This window comes from Arthrobacter russicus (genome assembly GCF_031454135.1).
GTDB lineage: Bacteria > Actinomycetota > Actinomycetes > Actinomycetales > Micrococcaceae > Renibacterium > Renibacterium russicum.
Window position 1 is genome coordinate 496,251 of sequence record NZ_JAVDQF010000001.1, and the last position, 26,248, is coordinate 522,498.

Genomic DNA, 26,248 nt, shown 5'->3' on the forward strand with positions numbered 1-26,248 from the left:
GTCGAACCCTGTGTCACGCTCCCGTGGGGCGGGCCGATCTGAGGGTTCTGAAGGACACAATGCGCGCACGGAGAGAGGGGCCATGCGGATCGAGTACCTGTTCATTATGCCAGATGGTTCCGCGCAGCGCGAACTTCACACGGTGATGTAATACAGCGCCAACCGCGCGTCCTCGTCGGCTGCGACCACCTGGCCCGCCATCGATGCGATGCTGCGCAAAAGGGGCTCGGCGACGGCCGGCGTGGTGGCGAATTCTTCGGTTGCCGCCCATGCCGCGGCGAGTTCGGAAACTTCTTCCTGGTCTTCCAGCGTCGGCAATTCGGCGAGGACCTCGGCCAAGGCATCCGGAAGCACCATCAGATGGTCCAGGTCGACGTCGACCATGCCGAGCGCAGTCTCGGTGCCCGTGGCGTGCACCGTCTTGACCGCCAATTCGCCCAGTACTTCCAGATCGAGATCGGTTGCTTCGCCCAGGTCGAGCAACTGCTTGGGCTTCGGCCCGCCGTCGCGTGCGTAGCGGCTGGCTTCGTGGTGGGTTGCGATGAACAACTGGTTAGTGGACATGGCATGGCCTTCCGCCGGTGGTCCGGGGCTCTGGGTTCGGGCCCCTGTTGAGTCAAGACTAGCCGGACTTCGCAGCGGTTCAAGCACGCCGGGCGGGCTGTTCGGAAAGCAATTCCGCGGCCATCGCCACCCGCGCGCCGAGCGCGTCCAGCCCCAGCGCCTGCTCGTGCTCGCGCAGTTGCCGCAACCCGGGCGTACCCGGCTCGACGACGCGGAACCCGCATCTCGCGTAAAACGGCGCATTGAACGGCACATCGCGAAAGGTGCACAAGGTCATCCGGCGGTAGCCTGCGGTCCGCGCCCAGTTCTTGGCCGTCTCGATCAACGCTCTGCCGATCCCCTGCCCCGCGGCTTCCGGCAGCACCGAGATCTGCTCCAGATGCGCCTGCCCGTCGACCTCGTCCAGTTTGGCCAGGCCCAATAGCTGGCCCGACCGTTCCGCGAGCAGCACGTGCAATCCGGCGCGGTATTCTTCCGCACTGCTCGCCGCAGGCAGCCTTGACAGGCCCATCACCGAGTCCGCTGCGCTCTCGATCCCCGGCAGCTGCGGGTAGTCTGCCTCCTCGGCAGTCCGGATACTAAATTCCATGGCTGGATCCTATCCCCCGGATCGGCCACCGCCGAGCCGGATCTGCTAACCTCGGATCATCCACACGGGTGCCCTTGGCAAAGGGCTGAGATCAGGCCGATACCGCCTGCGACCGTTCGAACCTGTCCGGGTCATTCCGGCGAAGGAAGTAGGAAACACCATCATGTCTGCTGCCCAGATTCACGATTCCGGCAACAATCACCCAGCCCATTCGCTCGGCTTCCTCGAAGCCGGCGAGCTGCGCGTCCCGGTCACCCGGATAGCTTTGGACGATTCGCCGGAGGGGCCCAATCCGGACTTCGTGACTTATCGCACCGCAGGACCTGGCAGCGATCCGGTGCGCGGTCTGCCGCCGCTGCGCGCTGAGTGGGTTGCCGCCCGCGGCGACGTGGAAACCTATCCGGGCCGGCGTCGCGACTTGTCCGACGACGGCCGCTCAGCGGTCCGGCGCGGTGCGGCTTCAGCGGAATGGCAGGGCGCCAAGCCGGAACCTCGGCGTGCCCTGCCCGGCCGGCGGGTGACCCAAATGCATTACGCACGCGCCGGCGTCGTGACCAAGGAAATGCAGTTCGTCGCGCTGCGCGAGGGCTGCGAGGTGGAACTGGTGCGCTCCGAAGTCGCGGCCGGCCGGGCAATCATCCCGAACAACATCAATCACCCGGAATCGGAGCCGATGATCATCGGCAAGGCATTTTTGGTGAAGATCAATGCCAATATCGGCAACTCCGCCGTGACCTCGTCGATTGCTGAGGAAGTCGACAAAATGCAGTGGGCCACCCGCTGGGGCGCGGACACCGTGATGGACCTTTCCACCGGCGATGACATTCACACCACGCGCGAGTGGATCATCCGCAACTCCCCCGTGCCGATCGGCACCGTGCCGATCTACCAGGCGCTGGAGAAGGTCAACGGTGATGCCTCCGCGCTGACCTGGGAAATCTTCCGGGACACCGTGATTGAGCAGTGCGAGCAGGGCGTGGATTACATGACGATTCACGCCGGGGTATTGCTGCGTTATGTACCGCTCACCGCGAATCGGGTGACCGGGATTGTTTCGCGCGGTGGCTCGATTATGGCCGGCTGGTGCTTGGCGCATCATCAGGAAAACTTCCTCTACACGCACTATGACGAGCTGTGCGAGATCTTCGCCCAGTACGACGTCGCCTTCTCCTTGGGCGACGGGCTGCGGCCGGGTGCCACCGCGGATGCGAACGACGCCGCACAGTTCGCGGAGCTAGATACTTTGGCCGAGCTGACCGCCCGGGCCTGGGAATTCGACGTGCAGGTGATGGTGGAAGGCCCCGGGCACATTCCGTTCCATCTGGTCCGGGAGAATGTAGAACGCCAGCAAGAGCTGTGCAAAGGTGCGCCGTTCTACACGCTCGGCCCACTGGTGACCGACATCGCGCCGGGCTATGACCACATCACCTCGGCGATCGGCGCGACCGAAATCGCCCGCTACGGCACCGCTATGCTCTGCTACGTCACGCCGAAGGAACACTTGGGCCTGCCGAACAAGGACGATGTGAAGACCGGTGTGATCACCTACAAGATCGCGGCGCACGCGGCGGACTTGGCCAAGGGGCATCCGGGCGCACATCTGCGCGACGACGCCTTGTCCAAGGCGCGATTCGAGTTCCGCTGGAAGGACCAATTCTCGCTTTCGCTGGACCCGGCGACGGCGGAGGCCTTCCACGACGAGACCTTGCCCGCCGAACCGGCGAAGACCGCGCACTTCTGCTCCATGTGCGGGCCGAAGTTCTGCTCGATGCGGATTTCCCAAGATATCCGGGCCGAGTTCGGCGGCGCTACGGAACAGGCGACGCTGGTGGCATCGATCGAGGAGATGCAGGCCGGATTGCGGGCCAAGTCCGAGGAGTTTGTCGCCGCCGGCAAGGAGATCTACTCGGAAGCCCAACCCTAACCAGGATTCCGGTCTTGACCTGACTTGGGCGCAGTTGAGCCGGGTGCTTATCCACAGAACCCCGCTCAACTGCGCCCAAGTCGAAGAAAACGTCAGTGTTGCGCTCCAACCTGGAGCGATGAGACGCAGGCTGCTTCCGGAAAATCTTCCACTACCCGCCTTCACTCTGGCACAAGCTAGAAATCTGGGCGTCCCCCGGTCCCGCTCCACCGCTCAGGACTTGGAGATCCCCAGCCGGGGTCTTCGAGTACTCAAAACCGCCGAGCCGGATCTGCCCGCCCTGGTCCGCAGTCTTCTGGCCTTGGCCCCTGGCTGCTTCGCGAGTCACCTCACGGCTGCGAAACTTTGGCGGGTCCCGCTGCCGTTTTGGGCTGAGAATCGCACCGAGGTCGACGTCGCCCGCAGACGTCCTGCTGCTGCGCCTCGCCGCAAGGGCGTCAACGGCCACCGGCTACGAATCACTCGGGACGAAGTCACGCTGCAAAACGGAGTCTGGCTCACCACGCCGGCACGCACTTGGCGCGACCTGGCTACGGTTCTCAACGAGGAAGATCTGGTGGTAGCCGGAGATTTCCTGGTCAGGTCGCGGCAACGGGATTTCGGGGAGCAGCGTAAGGCGCTCTGCACCCTGACCGAGCTTACCGAAATGCTCCCGGAACGAGCACAGGCCAATGTGCTGCGCCGAACGGCCGCGGCAAAAGTTCGTTCCGGCGTGGATTCACCGCAGGAAACCAGGCTCCGGCTGCAATTGGTCGACGCCGGCCTGCCGGAACCCGCCGTGAATCATTCGCTCGATGACCCCTTTGACGGACATCCGATTCGATGGGCAGATTTGGCTTACATCGAATACAAGATCGTGATTCAGTACGAAGGCGATCACCACCGCTCCCGCGCGCAGCTGGCTACGGACATTGCACGCGACGACGACTGGCAGCGCGCAGGTTGGACCGTAGTGCGGCTGACTGCAGCGGATTTGCAGGCTGAAGGAGCCTACGCCGTCGCCAAAGTCCGTGCCGCGCTGGTTCGATCTGGCTGGCAACCCTGCTAAATCTCGCCACTTGGGCGCAGATATGCAGGGTAAGAGAACCCAACACCCTGCATATCTGCGCCCAAGTGAAAGGCTTACGGGATCTGACGCCTCCTGACAAAGATATCCGCGCGAGCGCCTACGCTCGGCGGCTATTTCTGGCTATTGGCCAAGAACTCCTTGATCGCAGCTTGACCCGACTCAGTATCTTGCGGACGATGGCCGCCGCCGACTATGAGGTGGCGCGCGCCGGTACTCGCCAGATACTCGGCGACCTCTTCGTACATGGGCTCCCAACCTCCGGTGAGCACCATGGTCGGCACGCCTGGAACTATGTCGAGGGGCGCTTCCCAGGCCGGCGCTTGCAGCCGAAGCCGACGCGCAGTGCGCAACGCCTCAGCGTCATCAGGATCCAGCTTCCGCGCCGCCTCGCCGAACGCAAGCTGCGAAAACTGCCGGTAATACTCGACGTCGTCCAGCTCGTTGCGCAGATCGAAGACCGGCTGCATGAGCTTGATATGGGCGGCAGTAGCAGGTAAATCCTTGGTCAGCGATAAACATGCAGGCTCGCATAACAGCAATGAATGCACCAGATCCGGACGCTGCACCGCGGCCATCATGGCGGCAACCGCGCCCTGGGCGTGGGCGACCACTTGACCGCCATGGCGACCGTCCAGTTGCAAGTTGTCGATGATGATCTGCGCGTCGGCAGCGAAGTCAGAAGGCACCGGCTCGGCGACTGGATCGAAGCCGGTTCTGCGCACAAAGAGGCAGTCGAAGCTTCCGGCCAGCACGTGTTGGACCGGCCAGGCGGCAGCACCGAAGGCGCCACTACCGTGGACGAAGACAACTCGGCCGGAGGAACCAACCGAACCGGATGAACTAAGGGAGACAGCCAAAAGCCTGGATCAGCCTGTCCTTATTTGCCGAGGAACTTCTCGAAGCCCTTGGGAAGATTCATCGCCGAAGGATCGAAATCCTGGTTCTGCGCACCGAAGGCTGCGCCAGTGGGGGCTGCGGCATTCTTCCCGGCGCGTTTCTCCTCGGCCTCGCGCAGCTGCTGCGCGGCCTTAGCCGGGTTCCCGGAGCGGGCTTTTTTCTTCGGCGCATTTTTGCCGCTCTTGCGGGCGCCGCCGAACCCGCCAGGGCCGGGCATCCCCGGCATTCCGGGAATGCCGCCGCCGGAAGCCATCTTCTTCATCATCTTCTGCGCCTGGCCGAAGCGTTCCAGCAGGCCGTTGACCTCGGAGACGTGCACCCCCGAGCCCCGGGCGATGCGCGCCCGGCGCGAGCCGTTGATGATCTTCGGCGCAACGCGCTCGTGCGGCGTCATCGAGCGGACGATCGCTTCGACGCGATCGATTTCCCGCTCATCGAATTGCTCAAGCTGCTGGCGAATATTCTGCGCACCCGGCATCATCATGAGCATCTTCTTCATCGAGCCCATGTTGCGGATCTGGTTCATCTGGGCCAGGAAGTCTTCCAGCGTGAAGTCTTCCTGGTCGGCGAACTTCTTCGCCATCCGGGCGGCTTCGTCCTTGTCCCAGTTCTTTTCGGCCTGCTCGATGAGCGTGAGCACATCGCCCATGTCCAGGATCCGCGAAGCCATCCGGTCCGGGTGGAAGACCTCGAAATCGTCCAAGGATTCACCGGTCGAGGCGAACATCACCGGTTTTCCGGTGACCGTGGCCACGGAAAGCGCCGCACCGCCGCGGGCATCGCCGTCGAGCTTGGAGAGCACGATGCCGGTGAAGTTCACGCCCTCGTCGAAGGCCTGAGCGGTGGCCACGGCATCCTGGCCGATCATCGCATCGATCACGAAGAGCACTTCGTCCGGCGAGATCGCAGCCCGGATGTCCGCAGCCTGCTGCATCAATTCCGCGTCGACGCCGAGGCGGCCGGCCGTATCGACGATCACGACGTCGTGCAGCTTGCTGCGCGCCTCGGCGAGGCCGGCCTGGGCTACCGCCACCGGATCACCGGTCGCAGCTTCGAACTCGGAGGAGACTCCGGGATCCGGCGCGAACACCGGGACCCCGGCCCGCTCGCCATTGACCTGGAGCTGCTTGACCGCGTTCGGCCGCTGCAAATCCGCCGCCACCAGCAACGGCGAATGCCCCTGGCCCTTGAGCCATTTGGAAAGCTTGCCCGCCAGCGTGGTCTTGCCGGCACCCTGCAGGCCGGCCAGCATGATCACGGTCGGCGGGTTCTTCGCCAAGCGGATCCGCCGGGTCTGCCCGCCGAGGATCTCCACCAGTTCCTCGTTGACGATCTTGACGATCTGCTGCGCTGGATTCAGCGCGGCATTGACCTCGGCACCGAGGGCACGCTCCCGGACTTTGCCGGTGAATTCGCGCACCACTGGCACAGCGACGTCGGCGTCGAGCAGGGCACGGCGGATCTCGCGCACCGTCGCATCGACATCAGCCTCGGAAAGCCGGCCTTTGCCGCGCAGATTCTTGAAAGTCGCGGCTAACCGGTCAGAGAGAGAATTGAACACCAGAGGTTATCTTTCGACAAGGGGCTAAAGAAATCTGAAACTTTGGTCGGACCAACTACCAAGGATACCAAGCCCAACGAACCGGCCGGGAAGAACGATCCCTGCCAATCCGGAGCAGAAAATGACATGCTGGGTCGGTGAGCCAAAAAGTACAGGACAGCCAGCACTCGACCATCCGGACGCTTCTCATTCTAGGCGCCTCGGGCGACCTCACCGGCAGGCTTCTGCTGCCTGGTGTCGCCCGCCTGATCGCGGCCGGCCGGGCCAAGGGACTGACCCTGATCGGCGCCGGCGGCAGCCAAAACCCTCAAGAGAGTTGGCAGCAACGGGTCGACCGGGTCTTCGGGGCTGCAGCCGAGGGCTGCAACGCCAGCGGCCGGGCCGCACTCGCGAAGGTGGCCAAGACCACCGCTTACCACCAGCTGGACGTGACCGCCGAGGGCGAACTGGCCGCACTGCTGGCCAGCTTGACCGGCCCGGTCGCGATCTACTTCGCCTTGCCGCCGGCGGTCAGCCAGCGCGCCTGCGAGCTCCTGACCGCGGCCGACCTGCCAGCCGGAACCAGGCTCGTGATGGAGAAACCATTCGGCTCGTCGGCCGCTTCGGCGCATCAACTCAATGCAACCCTCGCCGCTTTGGTCCCGGAATCGCACATCCACCGGGTAGACCATTTCCTCGGCAAGTCCACGGTCTTCAACATCCTCGGTCTGCGCTTCGCCAATCGGCTGCTCGAACCGCTCTGGAATTCCGACCACATCCAGCAAGTCGAAATCATCTTCGACGAAGACCTGACCTTGGAGAACCGCGCCGGTTATTACGACCGGGCCGGAGCGCTGCGCGACATGATCCAGAGCCATCTGCTGCAGATCATGGCACTGGTGGCCATGGAACCGCCCGCCACGCTGGGCGAGCAGGACGTCCGCGACGGGATCGCCACAGTGCTGCGCGCCAGCACCGCCGCCCCGGCCAAGAGCCGCCGGGCCCGCTACACCGCGGGAAAAATCGGTCGACGGAAGGTGCCGGATTACCTGGCCGAAGCCGGCGTCGAGGCCAAGAACAACACCGAAACCTTGGCCGAGGTCGAAGTCTCGATTGCCAACTGGCGTTGGGCCGGCGTGCCGTTCATCCTGCGCTCCGGGAAATCGCTGGGCCGGTCCCGCAAAGAAGCGGTGATCACCTACAAGTCGGTTCCGCATTTGCCCACAGGGTTCCGCGGCACCGATTCACCGACCAAACTGCACATCGGCTTCGGTCCGGACACCTTGCAGCTCGATCTGGACGTCAATGGCCCGGGCGATTTGTTCACCCTGAACCGGGTACGGCTCGAGGCAGAGCTCGCCGGGGATTCGTTGCTGCCCTATGGCGAAGTACTGGACGGGGTGCTCAACGGCGATCCGTTGCTTTCGGTGCGCGGCGACACCGCAGAACTCTGCTGGCAAATCGTCGAGCCTACCCTCGACGCCTGGCACGCCGGGAAGGTCCCGATGGAAGAGTACCCGGCGGGCAGCTCCGGCCCGGCCGATTGGCCTACGAGCAACGACCACTCGGCAACCCGGATCCGCTGAATCGGGACAGTGAAACGACTGAATCGGATAGTGAAACGACTTTGGGATAGCCAGATGACACGCATCCGGCTATCCCAAAGTCGTTTTGCTATCTGAGAGCGGGAACGACGACGGCGCTCGGCTCAGACTGCCGCAGTGCCGCGTTCTCCGGTGCGCACCCGGACCGCTTCATGGACGTCCACGGTCCAGACCTTCCCGTCGCCGGCCCGTCCGGTGTTCGAGCTGGAGATGATCACGTCCACGATGTCGTCCACTTGCTCGTCGGTGGCCAAGACTTCGATCCGGACTTTGGGCAAGAGGTCGACCACGTATTCGGCGCCACGGTAGACCTCGGTATGCCCACGTTGCCGGCCGTACCCGTTGGCCGCGCTCACGGTTAGTCCTTGGACTCCGTAACTCTCCAAGGCCCCGCGAACGTCGTCGAACTTCTCCGGGCGGATGATCGCCGTAATGAGTTTCATGCTTCCACCCTAATCTTCCCGTCGCCTGGTCCCTCTGGTTTTCCGTCCGGCTTTTCCGCAGGTGCTGGTTCCGTCTGCCGGGAGCGCACTGCTTCCGCCAGCGGGTGGAATGCACTGCCCACCCGCCCACCGAACTCGTAGGCGGATTCAGCGTGCACCGAGACATCGATGCCGGTGACCTCGTGCTCTTCGGAAACCCGGAAGCCCATGGTCTTGTTGATGATCCAGCCGACGATGAAGGCCACCACGAATGAATAGAGCATCACCGCGAGTGAGCTGATCGCTTGCTTGCCGAGCAATTCCAATCCACCGCCGTAGAACAGCCCGGTGCCGCCCGCCGGCGATTCCGGGTTCGCAGCGAACCCGATGAACAGGGTTCCGATCAAACCGCCGACCAGGTGCACGCCGACCACGTCGAGCGAGTCGTCATAGCCGAGTTTGTATTTCAATCCGACCGCCAAAGCACAGACCGCACCGGCGAGCAAGCCGAGGCCAATCGACCAGGCCGGAGTGATCGCCACCGCAGCCGGGGTGATCGCGACCAGCCCGGCCACCGCACCGGAGGCGGCACCCAGCGAGGTCGCGTGCCCATCGCGCAGCTTCTCCACGATCAGCCAGCCCAGGGTCGCAGCCGCCGGGGCGGCCAAAGTGTTGATCCAGGCGTACCCGGCGGTGGCGTTAGCGGCCAGCGCCGAACCGGCATTGAAGCCGAACCAGCCGAACCAGAGCAATCCGGCGCCCAACATCACGAAGGGCAGATTGTGCGGTCGGTGGCTCGGATCCTTGCCGAAGCCCAAGCGCTTACCCAAGACCAGCGCCAGAGCCAGTGCCGCAGCGCCGGCATTGATGTGCACCGCGGTACCACCGGCGAAGTCGATAGCTCCCAGGCCTTGGCCGATCCAGCCGCCGATCGGATTGCCGTTGGCGTCCTCGTTGAAGTCGAAGACCCAGTGCGCCACCGGGAAATAGACCACGGTGACCCAAATCCCGGCAAACAGCATCCAGGCGCCGAATTTCGCGCGATCCGCAATCGCTCCGGAAATCAGCGCAACCGTGATGATCGCGAACACCGCTTGGAATCCGACGAAGGCGATCTCCGGAATCGTGCCCACTAATGGCGCGTTCTCTCCGGTCTCCAGAACTCCGTTGAGTCCGAACTTCTCAAAGGGATTGCCCAGCAGACCGCCAGCCAGGTCGGTGCCGAAGGCCGCCGAATAGCCGAACAGCACCCAGAGCACAGCGACCAGGGCGATCGCCCCGAAGCTCATCATCATCATGTTCAAAACACCTTTGGATCGCGTCATCCCCCCGTAGAAGAACGCCAATCCGGGTGTCATCAAAAGCACAAGCGCTGCCGAAACCAGCACCCACGCGGTATCCCCTGCGTTCATGGATACGTCAGCCCCACTTTCCCGTCCGATGCGTCAGTGATTGCCTACGCCGCACGAAGGCGGCGCCACTGTTGCAAACGAGTCTCGCGAAAGCGTGTTTCGGCTCGGCACGTTCTAGATTGCGCGCAGGTTACAAGCCCGGACCGAGCGTAAATGCTGAGTCACGCCCATGTTTCGGCCAGGTAAATTCACCGGCTGTTGCCAGGCTCAGTTCAGGATCGCGTCCACGAATTGCTCGACGTCGAACGGTGCCAGGTCGTCGGCCCCCTCGCCCAAGCCGACCAGCTTAACCGGGACCCCCAGGCTCTTCTGGATCGCGACCACGATGCCGCCCTTGGCGGTGCCGTCGAGCTTGGTCAACACGATTCCGGTGATGTCCACGACCTCGGCGAACACTTTGGCCTGGTTGAGCCCGTTCTGCCCGGTCGTGGCGTCCAGGACCAGCAGCACCTCGCCGACCGCAGCGAGCTTCTCGATGACCCGTTTGACCTTGCCGAGCTCGTCCATCAGGCCGACTTTGTTCTGCAGCCGGCCCGCGGTGTCCACCATCACGACGTCGACTTCCTGCTCGATTCCGGTTTTCACCGCTTCGAAGGCTACCGATGCCGGATCCGCCCCGTCCACGTCGGACTTGATCGTCGGGACGCCTACCCGGGCGCCCCAAGTGGCGAGCTGTTCCGCTGCGGCGGCCCGGAACGTGTCCGCAGCGCCGAGCAGGACGTCTTTGTCCTCGGCGACCAGCACGCGGGCCAGCTTGCCCACCGTGGTGGTTTTGCCGACACCGTTGACGCCGACAACCAGGACGATCGCCGGGAGTTCGCCCTGCCGGGAGACGGCCAGCGACCGGTCCATCCCGGGATCCACCAACTTCACCAGTTCTTCGCGCAACATCGCGCGGACTTCATCCGGTTTCCGGCTGCCCATGATCTTGACGCGTTCGCGCAGGATTTCGACCAGCTCAAGGCTCGGTTCGGTGCCGATGTCCGCCAACAGCAGGGTTTCTTCGATCTCTTCCCAGACGGCTTCATCGATCTTGTCGCTGGCGAGCAGCGCCAGCAGTCCCTTGCCCAGGGCATTGTTCGACTTCGAGAGCCTGGCCCGCAAACGCTGCAAGCGGCCGGCTGCCGGTTCCGGTTGTTCCAGGACCGGCGCGTCGCCTCCGGGCAGGACTACCAGGCCTTCATCCGGGACATCGAGCACCACCGGCCGCTCGGCGAGATCCACTGCGCCTCCGGCATCCGCGCCCGGCGCCGCACCGGGCGCCGGGTCGTTGGCGTCCCGCGGTCCGGAATAATTGCCACGGCTGCGCGAGGTCTTGATGAAGACCGCGAGCAGCGAGCCGATCACGGCCAAGCCCACGACGATATACAGAATCAGAAGCCAGATGTCATTCACGCATCTAGCTTCTCATAGGCCCGGAGTCGGCTGGACCTGGCTAGGAACCCTCGGTTTCTTCCTCTTCGAGCACTCCGGCGTTATCCGCCGCGACCGCCAGTTGAACTCGGTTGTCGATGCCTACGCTGCGCATGATCTGCGCCAGGTGTGCTTTCACGGTAGCCTCGCTGATGTGCAGCAGGTGCCCGATCTGCGCATTGGTCAGGCCGTTGGCGATGGCCCGGACGATTCTGCGGTCCCGGATGTTCAGCGTTTGGAACCGTTCGAATTGCGGATTGCCCAAACGACGGGTCGCTGCGGTCCGGCTCAGTTGCGGCTTGGAGGCAAAGACCACACCACCGGCGCTGACGATCCGGACGATCGACGCGATGTCTTCGAGCATTGAGCGTTTGTCCAGGAAACTGCTGGCACCGGCCTCGATCATCGCGTCCATGCTGTCCAGAGCTTCCACCGAAGACAACACCACCACTTTGGTCCGGGACCCGGAGAGCTTGATCGCCCGCAATATTGCGGCACAGGCCTCGACACCGATTTCCGTGTCCACCACAGCGATATCCGGATGGTCATTTTGGACCCGGCGAATCGCTTCGGTTTCGGTACGGCTAATTCCGCTGACTTCGATGAACCCGGCAGTTGCAAACAATTGGGCCAGACCGAGCCTGGTCAAAAAGTCACCACCGGCTATATGGACCTTGATCGGCCCAGTCTCAGTAAGCGCCTCCGTCGAAACCGGAGTTGCTTTTGCCCGTGCTTGCATGACTTTAGGGGCTGCTTGAAGACTCACGACCCCTCCTTACCACTCAGCCCCAATGCCGACAGATTGATCATCACTAAGCCTACTGGCTAATTCATCCGTTTCACCGGATGGTTATGAACTCGTAATGAGTCGAGACTAACAGTTAGCGCAAGGGTTCCCAGGTGTCCATTCGACTAGCCTTCGTTATCCAACTAGGTATGCTTACCCCGAGTACCTGGCGAATCTCTGAGAAGTGGCTGCGCCTTTGGCAGCCGAGCGCCGCATTGAACGGTCATCCACGGCAAAAAGTCACCCCGGCCGACGCCGGGTCGGCCACTCGACCCACCGCTCGCTTTCCCGACGGCGCCGGTGCAGCAACCCTGCCGCACCGTGTCGAACGGGCCTCCGGCGGACTCCGGCACGCCGTGGCGCCCGGCAACCGGATGCCGTGATCCACCCGGCAACCGGCGGCCGACCATCTGCGGAGTCCGCCTATAGCGCTTCCCCCGGCCGAAAACCAGCCCTGATCGGCCATTCCGATTAGCTGATCGGTGCCGCTCCAAGGCGATTCGGCGGCCTTCGAACCGGATATCCCGACAGTTCCCCGGCGACCCTGTCCAACGATGACCGTTCGGCGGCGCGGTCCTACCCGGCTGGATATGGGACTCGCTGTCCGCGGATGAAAAACTGGAATTGACCGAGTCGGTCAAAATTCAGAAAACAATTGAAGGGAATAACTTTGCCATTCCTCAGTTCAAGACACAGAACAAAATCCAGTGGGAAAAAGTGGTTCAGCGGGTCCGTGGCAACCGTGGCGGCCGCCGCATTGGTCGTTTTGCCGATTACCCCGGCACACGCGGCGAATACCATTTCGGAAAGCCAGGGAAAATTCCTCAGCGGCCAGGTCCTCGGTTTCGATTTGGATACCATTGCTTCCATTTACGGTTCCTTCGCGAACCATCCGAACGGCCCCGGCCCGTACGGCGCCAACAACAAGATCGACGCCGAGTTGCTCAATGCGCTGCCGATCAAACTCGGCCCGCTGCTGAACAACCTCAACTTGTTCGGCAACACCGGCATCATCCAGCTCGGCGCCGTGTCGCAATACTCCCAGGCCGAACCGAACGGCGATGCCAAAGCAGCGGCCGGTGCGGCCGGGAACCAAGGCGGCATCGGGATCAACCCGCCGCCGGCCGGGACCACCGGCGTCGCTGACGCCCATGTGGACCTCGGTCCGATCCTGAACGCCATCGGCCCGGTCGCCACCTCGGTGCTGTCCAAGGCCCGGATCGAGACCGGTGCATTGGCCTCCTATGCCGAGCAGATTTCCGGTACGGTCAAGAGCAAGTATCTGGTCGACGGGCTGAAAGCCCAGGTGACCAGCCCCCTGGTCGGCAACCTCTACACCGGAGTCAAGTCGGGATTGCTCGGCGGCCCGGTCAAGGACCTGCTGACCGGGATCCAGAACCTGGTCAAAGCGCTCAAAATCGATCTGCTGGGCCTGGTCTCGGTGAACCTGGACGTCCAGCTGCCCGCGGACCTCGGCCAATTGCTGCCGACCGGCCCGTTGACCGGCGGCATCGACCGCGGAATCACGGTGAACCTGGCCACCGGCGAGGTCGTGATCGACGTCAAGAAGATCCTCTCCAGCAACAACCCCTCGATCGACCTGAATGACCTGCCGCCGAACAGCCCGGCCCTGAGCGGCCCGTTGGTCGGTGCGGCGATCACGACCGCGCTCACCCAAACGCTGATCGGCGTGGTCAACTCGACCGTGCAGCACGCCGTCAACACGCTGTTCGCGCAGACCCGGATCATCGGCAATGTTTCCGCCCTGGGCATCAGTTTGAATGCCGATGTCTCCTTCCAGGGGATCCTGGACGGCAAGCCGCTGATCACCAGCAACAACCCGCTGCTCGGCTTCGTGCTCGGCGCCGTGGGCGGTTTGGTTTCCGGGACCTTGAAACCGGCCCTGGAGTTGCTCAAGGGGAATTTGCTCGGCACCGTGCTGGGCGGCCTGCAATCGGTGATCGACGGTTTGACCGTGAACGTGGTGCAGCCGGTGGTGAACCTGTTGGACCAGATCGCTTCCATCCATGTCAACGTCCAGCCGACCACGCCCACACCGAACCAGCCGTTCACCGTGCGGGCCCTGCAGATCGGTCTGGGTCTGCCGGGAGTGCAGCTGGCAACGGTGAACCTGGCCAACTCCACGGTGCTCGGCACCGTGACTCCGGTCTACAAACCGGTCATTTCGGCAGCACCGGCCAGTGTGCCCCGGGGCGGGACGACCACATTGTCCGGCACCGGGTTCGCACCCAATGACATCGTCACGCTCACTCTGGCGGCCGCCAACGGCCAACCTGCAACCACCGTGAGCACCGAAGCCGATGCCTCCGGCACGATCGAGCCGGTGGACCTGACCGTGCCCGCCGACTACCCGACCGGAACCGCTGTGATCACCGGGCACGGCAGCAATACCAACATCCCGGTGGATCCGACGGTCAGCATCACGGTGCTCTGACCGAGCCGGGCTTCCAACAACAACATTTGATCTGACCGGAGTGCCGGAGGTGGCTAGTGAGAGCTGCTTCCGGTACTCCGGTGCAACAAAGGTCCTGAATGGAAAGTGCTGCTCAGACTTCGGCGGTCAACCGCTGACTGATCACCGTGGAAACCCCGTCGCCGCGCATGGTCACCCCGTACAAGGCATCGGCGACTTCCATGGTCCGTTTCTGGTGCGTGATCACGATCAGCTGGCTCGACTCGCGCAGCTCCTCGAAAATCGTGATCAGCCGGCCCAGGTTGGTGTCGTCGAGCGCCGCCTCGACCTCGTCCATGACGTAGAACGGCGAAGGCCGGGCCTTGAAAATCGCCACCAGCAAAGCCACCGCGGTGAGCGAGCGCTCACCGCCGGAAAGCAGGGACAGCCGTTTGATCTTCTTGCCGGCCGGCCGGGCTTCGACTTCGATTCCGGTGGTCAGCATATCTTCCGGGTCGGTCAGCACCAGACGGCCCTCGCCGCCGGGGAACAACCTGCCGAAAACCCGTTCGAATTGCACCGCGGTATCGGCATAAGCAGCGGTGAAGACTTGTTCCACCCGCTCATCCACCTCGCGGATGATGTCCAGCAGGTCCTTGCGGCTGGACTTGAGATCCTCCAATTGGCTAGCCAGGAACTGGTGGCGCTCCTCCAAGGCGGCGAATTCTTCCAGGGCCAGCGGGTTGACCTTGCCGAGGGCGGACAGGTCGCGTTCCGCCCGCCGCAACCGCTTCTCCTGCTCTTCGCGGACGAACGGGATCCCTTCCCGGATCGCGTTGCCGTCCTCGTCCACCGGGACCCGGAGCGCCGCCCATTTGTCCGTGACCTCCCCCGGACCCAGAGGCACCAGCGTGTCCGGACCGTACTCGGTCACCAAATGCTCGGCGGTGAGCCCCAGCTCTTCGATCGAACGGTTCTCCAGGGCTTCGATCCGCAACCGCTGCTGGGTACGGGCAAGTTCGTCCCGGTGCACGGTATCGGTCAATTCGGCCAGCTCGGCCGCTGCTGCCTCATTGTCCGCCCGGACCCGGGACAGCTCAGCGTCCCGGCTGGCGCGCAGCTCTTCGGCGGCGTCGCGTTCCCGGCCGGCCAAGTCCACGGAGACGTCGGCGTAGTGGATCGCAATGCCGACCGCGCTGGCCACCGCTGCGGCTTTGCGGGCTTGGAACTGCCGCAGTTTCGCCCGCTCGGCCGCCTGGGCCCGGGCTTGGCGTTCCGTGGCGGCCGCCCGCTCCAGGGATGCCGCGCGGTTCGCGGTACTGGAGAGTTGTTCCTCGCCGCTGCGCAACGCGAGCCTGGCTTCCATTTCGGCGGAACGGGCTGCCACTGCGGCCGCGGCCAGTTCGTCGCGCAGCTCGGTGGACGGTTCCTCGTCCGCGGGCGTGTCCTGCGCCGCCTGCAATCGGGCGGAAATCTCCACCAGTGCGGCCTGTTCCCGTTCGATGCTCTGCTTCGCGGTCTCCGTGGCTTTCGCAATCCGCTCGCTCTCCCCTACCGCGGAGCGCAAGGTGGTGCCGAGGTGTCCGAGCCGTTCCGCGACCGCGGCCATCCGGGCATCGGATTCGTGCAATCGTTCCAAGGCCGCATCGCTGGCCGCAGCAGCTTCGAGTCGCCGGGAGCCGGCACCGGCGAGTTCGAAGGTATGGCGTTCGGCCTCCGCGGTCAACACCGCGATCCGCTGTTCCGCCTCGTCCACGGCGGCCAGCAGTTCCAGCTGCGACGGCGCCGACGCCGACCCGCCCCGCGCCGCGAAGGCGGTGAACACCTCGCCGGCCTGGGTCACTGCGGTCAGGCCGGCATCCTGCTCGATCACGCCGCGGGCCTGGGCCAAATCCGCCACGAGAACCACCTCGGCCAGGGCCGCCGCAATCGGCTCGGCGATCCCCGGCTCGGCGGTGACCACATCGACGGCGGCTTTGGCCGAGTCCAGGGCTGCGGCAGCCGTTCTGGCCGCTTTGCCTGCCGGATTTGCGGCTTTGGACTTGCCTGCCGCCGGGGCGGCCAGCAGCAGTTCCAAGCGCCCGACGTCGTCCGCTTTGGCCCAATCCAGGGTCTCCACTGCGGCCAACAGCCCGGCCACGGCCACCGCATCGGCCAGCGGGCCCAAGGCTGCCGCGATCGCGGTCTCGTATCCGGCAGCCACCGTGATCAAACTGGAGACCGGGCCCAGCACGCCGGCCCGTGAAGCCGACAGCAACTGCTCAGTGCCGTCTTTGCGTTCCAGACCAACCCGGAGCGCGTCCCGCCGGGCCACCCAGGAATCCCGTTCCCGTTCCGCGTCCTGCTTGGCCTGCTTCAGAGTTTCGATCTGCTCGTCCAGAGCGGCCAACGCCTCGCTGGCGTCCTCGTAGTCGGCGTCGAGCGACTCTTCGCCCTCTTCCACTCCGGCGATCTGCGATTCCAGCGCGGTGAATTCCTGTTGCGCCGCCAGCCGGCGCTGCTCGCCCGCGGTTTCGGTCTCGCGCAACCGGCCCAACTCGGCTTCGGCGGCTTCGACCCGGGATCGCGCCGCACCCACCTGGCCGGCGAGTTTGGCCAGGCCCTCGCGCCGATCCGCCGTGGCGCGCAGAATCGCGGTCAGCCGCTGCTCTTCGGCCCGGGCCGCCGCTTCGGCTTCGCTCCGGCTGCCGATCGCGGTCTCCAACGCGCTCCGGCTGTCCGCCAGGGCGCGTTCCAACTCCGCTTGTTCGGCGCGGACCGCCGCGGCCTGCTTCTCCAGCCGTTCCGGATCCCGGCCGGAATCCACCGCGACGTCGGCACTGCCCAACAGCCGGCGCCGCTCCGCGGCCAGGTTTCCCAACGACCGGAGCCGCTCGCGTTGCGAGGAGAGCTGGTACCAGGTGTCCCGGGCAGCGTTGAGCAACGGCGTGGCCTGCGCCGCGAGCTGCTCGAGTTCGGCCTGCCGCTGCCGCCCGGATTCCAGAATCGCCTCGACTTCGGCGCGGCGGGCCTTCAAGGCGGTTTCGTCGGCGACTTCCTGCTCCAGCGAACCCCTGAGTTGGACCAGATCGTCGGCGAGCAGCCGGGCCCGGGCATCCCGTACGTCGAATTGCACGCTTTGCGCCCGGCGGGCGACTTCGGCTTGCTTGCCCAGCGGTGTCAGCTGCCGCCGGATTTCCGTGGTCAGATCGCCCAGCCTGGTCAGGTTCGCCTGCATCGCTTCGAGTTTGCGCAGGGTCTTTTCCTTGCGCCGCCGGTGCTTGAGGATTCCGGCGGCTTCTTCGATGAAGCCGCGGCGGTCCTCCGGAGTCGCATGCAAAACCTTGTCGAGTTGGCCTTGGCCCACGATCACGTGCATTTCCCGGCCCAGACCGGAGTCGGAGAGCAACTCCTGGATGTCCAGCAGCCGGGCGCTCTCGCCGTTAATCGCATACTCGCTGCCGCCGGTGCGGAACAGCGTCCGGGAGATGGTGACTTCGCTGTAGTCGATCGGCAGGGCACCGTCGGCGTTGTCGATGGTCAGCGAAACCTGCGCCCGGCCCAGTGGTGGCCGGCCGCTGGTGCCGGCGAAGATCACGTCTTCCATTTTTCCGCCGCGCAGGGTCTTGGCGCCCTGCTCGCCCATCACCCAGGCGAGGGCATCCACGACATTGGACTTGCCGGAACCATTGGGGCCGACGACGGCGGTCACCCCGGGTTCGAAGTCGAAGGTCGTCGCCGAGGCGAACGATTTGAAGCCCCGGATCGTGAGGCTTTTCAGATGCACGGATGGGCTCTTTCTGGCAGGGTCCCAGCGGACGGGTGGCGGGCTATCCCCCAAATCTACGCGCTGCGCGGCGGAATCTGCAGGATTTCTACGCTTTCCGGCTGCTGCGCGGCCTCGGCTGGCACACCGGGCACAGGTACGAGGACCGGTTCATGAACGGCTCCCGGCGGATCAGGGTCAGCAGCCCGTTGTCCTGACAGCGGTAGCAGGGCTGGCCTTCCCGGCCGTAGACGTTGAGCGAGCGTTCGAAGTAGCCGGACTCGATACGTCTATGACATTTACTCACTCGCGAGCCGAGTCATCAGTCGACTCGCAGATTTGCGAGGCGCCAACACAGGTTCGGAGTGACGTAGACGTATGCCTACACACCGGGCCACATTCCCGGCTGACCAAGCGTCGAAGCCTTGATACCTCGTGAGTCGCGCCACGGAGGTTGCATCCTCAATGAGCGGGAACCACAGGGTAGGCGTTGCGCAACCATGTGCACATCTCGTTCGCGATGGAGTCTTCGAGCATCTCCTTGAACGGCCTGGACAGGAGAGACCACAGGCAGTGCTTGACGACGTCAGGGTGCCTATCTGGATCGGGGCACGTGATCGCTCCAATCAGGCGAAGGTACTTGAACACAGCTTCTTCGCCGATCACCTTGGCGGCTGTCATGACTGTGTGAATCGCCTTCTTGATCATTGCCTCCAGAAACGCATACTCGGCGACTTCGAACGCCGCGACGATCCGGTGCCTGTTCTGGTAGATGTCCCGAGATTGGCTCTGCTCTCCCCTGTCGGTCGAGATGCCATCTCGCAGGCTCTTCATAATGGTCTCGACGAGATCGTCACGCGTCCCGCTGACGAGATTGAATCCGTGGTCGTAAAGGCGGCAGATTGTCGCAAGGACGACGCACCAGAGGTGCCGGGCGGTGCCATGGTCGGGCCCGCCGCCAGCGAGATGTCGCTCGATCTCCTCGCCCATCTCGTCGGAGATCTGGTGGTCCAGTGCTCCGATGGCGTCAATCTCGTCGTCGGCGCGAGCCCGCTCGATGAGAGTGACGCCAGTTCGCTGATGATTCCTGTTACCGCGGGACGGCGATCGGCGACTCGGTCCTTAATCGTTATCGCCCGGGTATTCGCCGGCAAACGAGTCCAGCGGCGCAGCCCAATTTTTGGCCTCGACCTGAACTGCCGGGTCAGAGGTGACGATACCCCTGATCAGAATTGCGCCATGCCGTGCCCCTCCGCAAGGACATACACAGGTGTACGTCTTCGCGGTCTCGCAGTCGGTGGTGTGTCCCACCGTCAGCTTACTCTCCTTGTCGATATCTAGGGTGCTCGTCGAGGGCTGCGGCAAGCTGGTTGAAGTAGTTGTGCTTGGCCCAGGCGGGCTGGTCGCCAATGACGTAAAGGCGCCGCTTGGCACGGCTGGCGGCGACGTTGACGAGGTTGACCGTGGCCGCCGCCTGTACAACACGGTCGCGCGGTCGAGCCGGAACGTGCCGCTGTTCACGCTTAACCCGGTCGACGCCGAGGATCCACTCCCGGACGGAGCGCCGGCATCAACGCAGTGGAGGAGGTTCAAGACGGCCTACGTGCCGACACGAGCGACCTGGGCCTCATGGCCGATCGCACCGTTCACATTGCCCTGTTCCCGCTCGGGACGGGCGTGCTGATCGTGTCCGCCCGCTGAGCGACACCTGCATCACCTCTCGAGGCGACGAGCAAGTCACGGTGGTAGGCACTTCGGGCTAGCCCTGTCGTGCGTACTTGTCCATACTTCCACTGACCAATCTGCCAACGACTCGACAGGTCGGGCGGCGTATTTGACCTCGGTTCAGACGACGACCATTTAGGCTGCATGGATCAGATAGCATGTCAGGCGGGCGGTCGAACAGGCCGACGAGAGGAGACCACCGTTGGCAAGGCTCAACCTCAAGGCTGTCGAGGAGCGGGTCGCGCCGTTGGGAGGGCGAGACTCCTACAACCGTGAGTTCATCTTCGAACTCCTCCTGGCATACGGTAAGCCGCAAGGCAACGTCACACGGCTGCGCAAGGGCTCGCTGAATGTTGCGGATGACCCCGAGACCGAGGTTGCGCAGAAGAACGTCGTCTATTTCAAGGAGACCACAGGCGACCCCCTAGCCGTCATCGACGAGCTCAGGACCGCTCCGACCGTGGTGCGGTACAACACCCGCTTCGTGATCGTCACCGACTACGCCGACCTCCTCGCCGTCGACACCAAGACCGGCGAGAACGTGATGATCCCTATCCGGGACATCGACCAGCATTTCGCCTTCTTCCTGCCTTGGGCCGGCATGGAGAAGGCGCAGTACGTCGCGGAGGCTCACGCCGATGTCAAGGCGGCCGAACGCATGGGCAAGCTCTTCGACGCTCTGCTCGCCGCCAACCCCGGCCTTCTTGAGCGTCCGACCGGCCGGCACTCACTGAACGTCTTCTTCACCCGTCTGTTGTTCTGCTTCTTCGCCGAGGACACGGGGATCTTCGACGAAGGTCAGTTCACGAACGCGGTCGGGTCGCACACCCAGCGCGACGGGTCGGACACCAAGGAGTTCCTCACTGCTCTGTTCGAGGTATTGGACACTCAGGACGGTGAGTCGAAGCCCACCTACTTGGCCTCGTTCCCCTACGTCAACGGCAGGCTTTTTCGGATCGATCCGGACCACACGGTGCCGGGGTTCACGAAGTCCGCGCGGGATCTGCTGATCGCATTGGGCACCCTTGACTGGAGCCAGATCAACCCGGACATCTTCGGGTCGATGTTCCAAGCGATCGTCACCCCAGGCAAGCGTTCCGATCTCGGCCAGCACTACACCTCGGTACCGAACATTCTCAAAACCATCGAGCCGCTCTTCCTCGACGACCTCAAGCACCAGTTCGACGCAGGGTTCGACACCGTCAAGAAGCTCGAGCGACTGCTGGAGAGGATCGGCGCAATCAAGGTCTTCGACCCAGCATGTGGGTCGGGAAACTTCCTGGTCATCGCGTACAAGGAGCTGCGCAAGCTCGAGCACGCGATCCTCGAGCGCCTCGCCGAGCTCGACCCCAAGCACCAGGTCCTCTTCGCCGAAGCAAAGATCAACGTCGAAAACTTCTACGGTATCGAGATCGACGACTTCGCTGTCGAGGTTGCAATCCTCTCCCTGTGGATCGCCAAACACCAGATGAACACCGAGTTCAAGGAAAAATTCAACGTCTCGATCCCGCTGATCCCGCTCAAGGAGACGGGACAGATCCACGCCGGCAACGCGACCCGCGTCGACTGGAACGACGTCTGCCCCAACGACGGCAGCGAGGTCTACCTGATCGGCAACCCGCCGTATGCGGGAGTCAAAGAACAGACCAAAGAGCAGAAGGCTGACTTCGCGCCCGTGTTCGGGGCACGCCGATTCTCGAAGAAACTTGACTACGTATCACTGTGGTTCGTGCAGGCCGCTGACTACATCGAGGACAGCCGTGCCGAAGCCGCGTTCGTCAGCACGAAATCAATCACGCAGGGCGAGCAGGTTGGACTAATGTTCCCTATGATCTTCGAGAGGGGCATCGAGATCGGTTATGCGTACACGCCGTTCAAGTGGGAGAACAACGCCAAGCGCAACGCTGGAGTCACGGTCATCGTAGTTTCTATCCGAAATGTAGACACCTCGGCGAAATACCTATTCCAGGACGATCTCCGGGTCGAGGCAAGAAACATCAACGGCTACCTGGTCGACAGCGGAAACGTCTTCGTCCTCCCCCGCTCCAAGCCTCTATCGAAACTGCCCCCTATGATATCTGGGTCAAATGGAACCGACTGGGGCTACCTAATGCTCGAACCGGAGGAGCGCGCCACACTTCTCGCGCACGACCCCCAGGCGGAGCCATTCATCCGTCGAATTTTAGGCACTGACGAGCTGGTCAAGGATCAGGAGAGGTACTGCATCTGGGTTCCGGACGACAGGTATCAAGAGGCTGCCACAATTTCCTCTCTGAGGGCGCGATTCGAACGGACGGCGGACAAACGAGCAGAGAGCACAAAAGGCCCGACGAAGCTTTTGGCGCAGGTTCCGTACCGTTTTGGCGAGATTCGGTACAAGCCAACCGAGTCGATCATCATGCCGAAGGTATCATCGTCCCGCCGTGACTACATTCCGGTCGGATATCTAGACGCCGATTCCATCATAAACAGATCTGCGTTTGCAGTTTACGACGCCGACCCCTGGGTGCTCGCGCTATTGATGTCAAGAAGCCATGTCGCTTGGACTGGATCTGTCGGCGGGCGGATGCGCGAGGACTATCAGTACTCGAACACGATCGTATACAATAATTTCCCGGTCCCGCCGCTCAGCGATTTGATGAAGGAGCAGCTGACGCTCGCGGCTCTGCGGGTGCTCGATTCGCGCGAGTATCACTGCGAGAAGACGCTCGCGGAGTTGTACGACCCGTACCGGATGCCTGCTGACCTGCGGGCGGCGCATTCTGATGTCGATGCACTGGTGGACTCGATCTACTCCAAGCGCGGCTATGAGACCGACGAGCAGAGACTGTCGGACCTGTTCGCTATGTATGAGTTGATGATTGCCGAGGAGGCTGCCAAGGCTCCAGCGAAGAAGACGAGGGGTGCTCGGAAGTGAACGCGATCAAGAAGCCGGTCAACATCGTCGATGTGACCTACGCCCGTACAGGTGCGTCGGTCAACACCGACACGTTGGGCATGCGCGAGATGCAGCAGCGCGTCTTCGCCAAGCGCGATGCGCAGCACCTGCTGGTCAAAGCCCCGCCGGCCTCCGGGAAGTCCCGGGCCCTGATGTTCGTCGGGCTCGACAAGCTCTACAACCAAGACCGCAAGAAGGTCATTGTCGCTGTACCTGAACGATCGATCGGAGCGTCGTTCGCCTCAACGAAGCTCACCGAGCACGGGTTCTTCGCCGACTGGGAGGTCAAGCCCGAGCACAACCTCTGCGACCCCGGCTCCTCACAAGGCAAGGTCGGGGCGTTCATCGACTTCTTTAACGGTCCCGACGCGATCTTGGTCTGCACTCACGCAACGCTGCGGTTCGCCTTCGAGAAGCTCTCCCCCGACGCCTTCAACGGCACCGTGCTGGCGATCGACGAGTTCCACCACGTGTCCGCCGACACAGAGGCCAGCCGACTCGGCGCGCTGTTGCGGGATGTCATGAACGGCTCGGACGTGCACATTGTCGCCATGACGGGCTCGTACTTCCGCGGTGACTCGGTGCCGGTGCTCTCCGCCGACGACGAGGCCAAGTTCACCCCGGTCACGTTCAACTACTACGACCAGCTCAACGGCTACCAGCACCTGCACTCACTCGGCATCGGCCACCACTTCTACCAGGGCCGCTACACCGACGCGATCGGCGAGGTCTTCGAGCTCGATAAGAAGACCATCATCCACATCCCGAACGTGAACTCAGGCGAGTCCACTAAGGACAAGATCGAGGAAGTCGGGTTCATCATTGACGCGATCGGCCAGGTCGAGGACACGGACCCGGACACGGGGATCATCAGCATCCGCCGCTCCGACACGGGCGCGATCCTGCGAGTGGCCGACCTCGTCGACGACACCGACCATAAGAAGCGCGCCGACACCCTGCACTACCTCGCGACCGTCGCATCGAAGGACCGCGACGCCGTCGACGTCATCGTCGCGCTCGGCATGGCCAAGGAAGGGTTCGACTGGCCCTTCGCAGAGCACGCGCTCACCGTCGCTTACCGTGCCTCACTGACCGAGGTCATCCAGATCATCGGCCGTGTCACCCGGGACTCCCCTGGTAAAGACCACGCCCAGTTCACGAACCTGATCGCCGAGCCGGATGCCTCGCAGGGCGAGGTCAAGGTGTCGGTGAACAACATGCTCAAGGCCATCACCGCTTCCCTGCTGATGGAGCAGGTGCTGGCGCAGAACTTCACCTTCAAGACCAAGCACCCAGGCGAGAACGGCGCTCCCCCACCGGGCGTCATTACGATCAAGGGCTTCAAAGAGCCCTCCAGCAACCGGGTCAAGCAGATCGTAGAAACCGACTTGAACGACCTCAAGGCAACGATCCTGCAAGACGACACCTTCGCAAGGGCAGCCGCAGAATCGGTGGACCCGGAGACAACGAACAAGGTGTTGATCCCGAAGATCATCCGCGAGCGGTACCCCGACCTTGACGAGTCCCAGGTCGAGGAGCTGCGCCAGCAGGTCGTCGTGGACTCGGTGATCAAGAACGGTGAGGTCCGCGAGGTCGGCGACAAGCGGTTCATCAAGATGTCGGAGAAGTTCGTCAACATCGACGACATCAACATCAACCTCATCGACTCCGTCAACCCGTTCCAACGGGCCTTCGAGGTCATGTCGAAGTCTGTCACCCCTTCGGTGCTGCGCATCATCTCCGACGCGATCACCGCCACCCGGATCGAGTTCACCGACGAAGAGGCCTTCGCCCTGTTCCCGAAGATTCAGCATTGGGCCAAGGTCAACGGCCGAAAGCCCGATGTGCGTTCGGAGGACCACTCCGAAAAGCGATACGCCGAGGCATTGCTCTATCTGCAGAGACGCAAGCAGCAGCACCTCTCCGAGAAGCCCGCCGCGCAGAACGGCGAGAAGTCATGACGAGCAGCGACAGCGTAAGGCCAGTGGATCTCTCCTACCCCGCTGTCAATATTCAGGTCCTGATCGACTCCGACATCGATGGCCTCCTGGATACAGCGGAGAAACCGAAGAAGGTCGCCTCGTCCGACCGGCTCGAGCGAGCCTTCCTCGAGATTGTCGAGTTCCGTCGTACCCATAGCCGGATCCCGAGCTCCACAACGCGAAAGATCGCCGAGCGCAAACTCGGTGCGCGTCTGGACGGGATCCTCGCCAACGAGGAGAAGGTAGCCGCGCTCAAGCCGCTCGACGAGTTCGGGATGCTGGACACGCCGGAACCTCCAGCCTCAATCGACGACCTGCTCGACGGCGACGACCTCGACCTTCTCGGGGATGACTCGGGACTGATGGACGTGTCTGATCTGCCGGTGCGTCGTCAGGTATACGACACGGACGCGGCTCGCCGCCGCAAGGCGGAGGACTTCGAGCAGTTCGAACCGCTGTTCAAGCAGAAGCACTCCGAGCTCGGGGCAGGTACCTCCAAGCTCCTGCCCTACCCCGGCATGACCCACATCGTCCCGGGGGCGTTCTTCGTTCTGAACGGCGTGATGCTGTTCATCGCCGAGGTCGGTGAGACCGAGTACAAGAAATCGACGGTCCGCGAGAACAAGCGCGAACGGCTCCGGTGCATCTTCGAGAACGGTACCGAGTCCTCGATGTACCGCCAGTCCCTGGCGATCCGCCTCAGCGACGAGGATGGCCAGATCCTCGTACAGACCGAGATTCCCGAGATCCTCACCGACGACGAGGCCAGTGGCTACATCTACGTGCTCCGCTCCCGGAGCGACGACCCACAGATCGCGGGCATCAAGGACCTGCACAAGATCGGCTTCTCGCGAGGCTCCGTTGAGAAGCGGATCAAGAACGCCGAGAAGTCGCCGACGTACCTGATGGCACCGGTCCACCTGGTCGCCAACTACAGCGTCTACAACCTGAGGACCTCAGCGCTGGAGAATCTCCTGCACCGTGTGTTCGCCGAAGTACGGCTCGACATCACCCAGATCGATCGCAATGGCCGCGACTACGACCCATCGGAATGGTTCATAGTCCCGCTCAACGTCATCGACCAGGCGATCGAGTTGATCATCTCCGGAGAAATCGTGGACCACGTGTACGACGCCCCCGATCAGAAGCTGATTAGGAACACCGCGAAGGGCCTGTAGATCCTCAAGTCGGTTGCCAGGGCAGGCTTGTTGTCCCACCCAAGCG

Annotated in this window: 18 protein-coding genes, 1 pseudogene and 1 riboswitch; of the genes and pseudogenes, 8 read left to right on the forward strand and 11 right to left on the reverse strand. The window is 63.3% G+C overall.

Annotation, left to right across the window (positions count from 1 at the left end; genetic code table 11):
* Nucleotides 1-135: 135 nt before the first annotated feature.
* Nucleotides 136-564, reverse strand: a complete 429-nt coding sequence (locus tag JOE69_RS02345; RefSeq protein ID WP_296363478.1) for a hypothetical protein — start codon at nt 562-564, stop codon at nt 136-138.
* A gap of 79 nt (nt 565-643) precedes the next feature.
* Complete coding sequence (locus JOE69_RS02350) at nt 644-1,153, reverse strand: GNAT family N-acetyltransferase (protein WP_309795761.1); 510 nt, start codon at nt 1,151-1,153, stop codon at nt 644-646.
* Nucleotides 1,154-1,207: 54 nt separating this feature from the next.
* Nucleotides 1,208-1,318: riboswitch (TPP riboswitch) on the forward strand.
* Here JOE69_RS02350 and thiC point away from each other — a divergent pair.
* Both thiC and JOE69_RS02360 read left to right on the forward strand, forming a co-directional pair.
* On the forward strand, nt 1,317-3,077 hold the full coding sequence (thiC, locus tag JOE69_RS02355; RefSeq protein WP_309795764.1) for a phosphomethylpyrimidine synthase ThiC: 1,761 nt from the start codon (nt 1,317-1,319) through the stop codon (nt 3,075-3,077). Its footprint overlaps the riboswitch before it by 2 nt.
* A gap of 118 nt (nt 3,078-3,195) precedes the next feature.
* Nucleotides 3,196-4,125, forward strand: coding sequence for an endonuclease domain-containing protein (locus tag JOE69_RS02360; protein WP_309795765.1), 930 nt, complete (start codon nt 3,196-3,198; stop codon nt 4,123-4,125).
* A gap of 131 nt (nt 4,126-4,256) precedes the next feature.
* Here the strand turns inward: JOE69_RS02360 and JOE69_RS02365 are convergent, their stop codons facing one another.
* Both JOE69_RS02365 and ffh read right to left on the reverse strand, forming a co-directional pair.
* Complete coding sequence (locus JOE69_RS02365; protein ID WP_309795767.1) at nt 4,257-5,003, reverse strand: alpha/beta hydrolase; 747 nt, start codon at nt 5,001-5,003, stop codon at nt 4,257-4,259.
* 20 nt (nt 5,004-5,023) lie between these two features.
* The gene (ffh, locus tag JOE69_RS02370) at nt 5,024-6,604 is read right to left on the reverse strand and encodes a signal recognition particle protein (RefSeq protein WP_309795769.1); all 1,581 of its coding nucleotides are present in this window, start codon (nt 6,602-6,604) and stop codon (nt 5,024-5,026) included.
* Nucleotides 6,605-6,741: 137 nt separating this feature from the next.
* On the opposite strand from ffh, the gene JOE69_RS02375 reads away from it, so the two are divergent.
* Nucleotides 6,742-8,169, forward strand: coding sequence for a glucose-6-phosphate dehydrogenase (locus JOE69_RS02375; protein WP_309795771.1), 1,428 nt, complete (start codon nt 6,742-6,744; stop codon nt 8,167-8,169).
* A 122-nt stretch (nt 8,170-8,291) separates the two neighbouring features.
* Here the strand turns inward: JOE69_RS02375 and JOE69_RS02380 are convergent, their stop codons facing one another.
* The 4 genes from JOE69_RS02380 to JOE69_RS02395 all read right to left on the reverse strand — a co-directional run bounded on the left by JOE69_RS02380 (nt 8,292) and on the right by JOE69_RS02395 (nt 12,173).
* Nucleotides 8,292-8,630 (reverse strand): P-II family nitrogen regulator, encoded by a 339-nt coding sequence (locus tag JOE69_RS02380; RefSeq protein WP_296363485.1) that lies wholly within the window; start codon nt 8,628-8,630, stop codon nt 8,292-8,294.
* Nucleotides 8,627-10,021, reverse strand: a complete 1,395-nt coding sequence (locus JOE69_RS02385) for an ammonium transporter (protein ID WP_309795774.1) — start codon at nt 10,019-10,021, stop codon at nt 8,627-8,629. The genes JOE69_RS02380 and JOE69_RS02385 overlap by 4 nt, the downstream gene beginning before the upstream one ends.
* 207 nt (nt 10,022-10,228) lie before the next feature.
* Entirely contained in the window at nt 10,229-11,416 is a 1,188-nt protein-coding gene (ftsY, locus tag JOE69_RS02390; protein WP_309795776.1) for a signal recognition particle-docking protein FtsY, read from the reverse strand.
* A gap of 40 nt (nt 11,417-11,456) precedes the next feature.
* Entirely contained in the window at nt 11,457-12,173 is a 717-nt protein-coding gene (locus JOE69_RS02395; protein ID WP_309801091.1) for a LuxR C-terminal-related transcriptional regulator, read from the reverse strand.
* A gap of 781 nt (nt 12,174-12,954) precedes the next feature.
* Between JOE69_RS02395 and JOE69_RS02400 the strand changes: the two genes are divergently transcribed.
* Complete coding sequence (locus JOE69_RS02400; RefSeq protein WP_309795778.1) at nt 12,955-14,676, forward strand: choice-of-anchor G family protein; 1,722 nt, start codon at nt 12,955-12,957, stop codon at nt 14,674-14,676.
* Nucleotides 14,677-14,788: 112 nt separating this feature from the next.
* Here the strand turns inward: JOE69_RS02400 and smc are convergent, their stop codons facing one another.
* The 3 genes and pseudogenes from smc to JOE69_RS02415 form a co-directional block, all read right to left on the reverse strand.
* Nucleotides 14,789-18,400: a chromosome segregation protein SMC gene (gene smc, locus JOE69_RS02405; protein WP_309795781.1), complete on the reverse strand. Its 3,612-nt coding sequence runs from the start codon at nt 18,398-18,400 to the stop codon at nt 14,789-14,791.
* An 88-nt stretch (nt 18,401-18,488) separates the two neighbouring features.
* Nucleotides 18,489-18,659: pseudogene (locus tag JOE69_RS02410) on the reverse strand (bifunctional DNA-formamidopyrimidine glycosylase/DNA-(apurinic or apyrimidinic site) lyase); the annotation flags it as partial.
* Nucleotides 18,660-18,841: 182 nt separating this feature from the next.
* A complete protein-coding gene (locus tag JOE69_RS02415) occupies nt 18,842-19,369 on the reverse strand; it encodes a hypothetical protein (protein WP_309795783.1) in 528 nt (175 codons plus the stop codon).
* Between the two features lie 280 nt (nt 19,370-19,649).
* On the opposite strand from JOE69_RS02415, the gene JOE69_RS02420 reads away from it, so the two are divergent.
* The 4 genes from JOE69_RS02420 (at nt 19,650) to JOE69_RS02435 (ending at nt 26,202) form a co-directional block, all read left to right on the forward strand.
* Entirely contained in the window at nt 19,650-20,063 is a 414-nt protein-coding gene (locus JOE69_RS02420) for a hypothetical protein (protein ID WP_309795785.1), read from the forward strand.
* Nucleotides 20,064-20,306: 243 nt separating this feature from the next.
* Nucleotides 20,307-23,021 (forward strand): DNA methyltransferase, encoded by a 2,715-nt coding sequence (locus JOE69_RS02425; protein WP_309795786.1) that lies wholly within the window; start codon nt 20,307-20,309, stop codon nt 23,019-23,021.
* Nucleotides 23,018-25,003, forward strand: a complete 1,986-nt coding sequence (locus tag JOE69_RS02430; RefSeq protein WP_309795788.1) for a DEAD/DEAH box helicase — start codon at nt 23,018-23,020, stop codon at nt 25,001-25,003. Before JOE69_RS02425 ends, JOE69_RS02430 begins: the two co-directional genes overlap by 4 nt.
* Nucleotides 25,000-26,202: a GIY-YIG nuclease family protein gene (locus JOE69_RS02435; RefSeq protein WP_309795790.1), complete on the forward strand. Its 1,203-nt coding sequence runs from the start codon at nt 25,000-25,002 to the stop codon at nt 26,200-26,202. Before JOE69_RS02430 ends, JOE69_RS02435 begins: the two co-directional genes overlap by 4 nt.
* Nucleotides 26,203-26,248 lie beyond the last annotated feature (46 nt).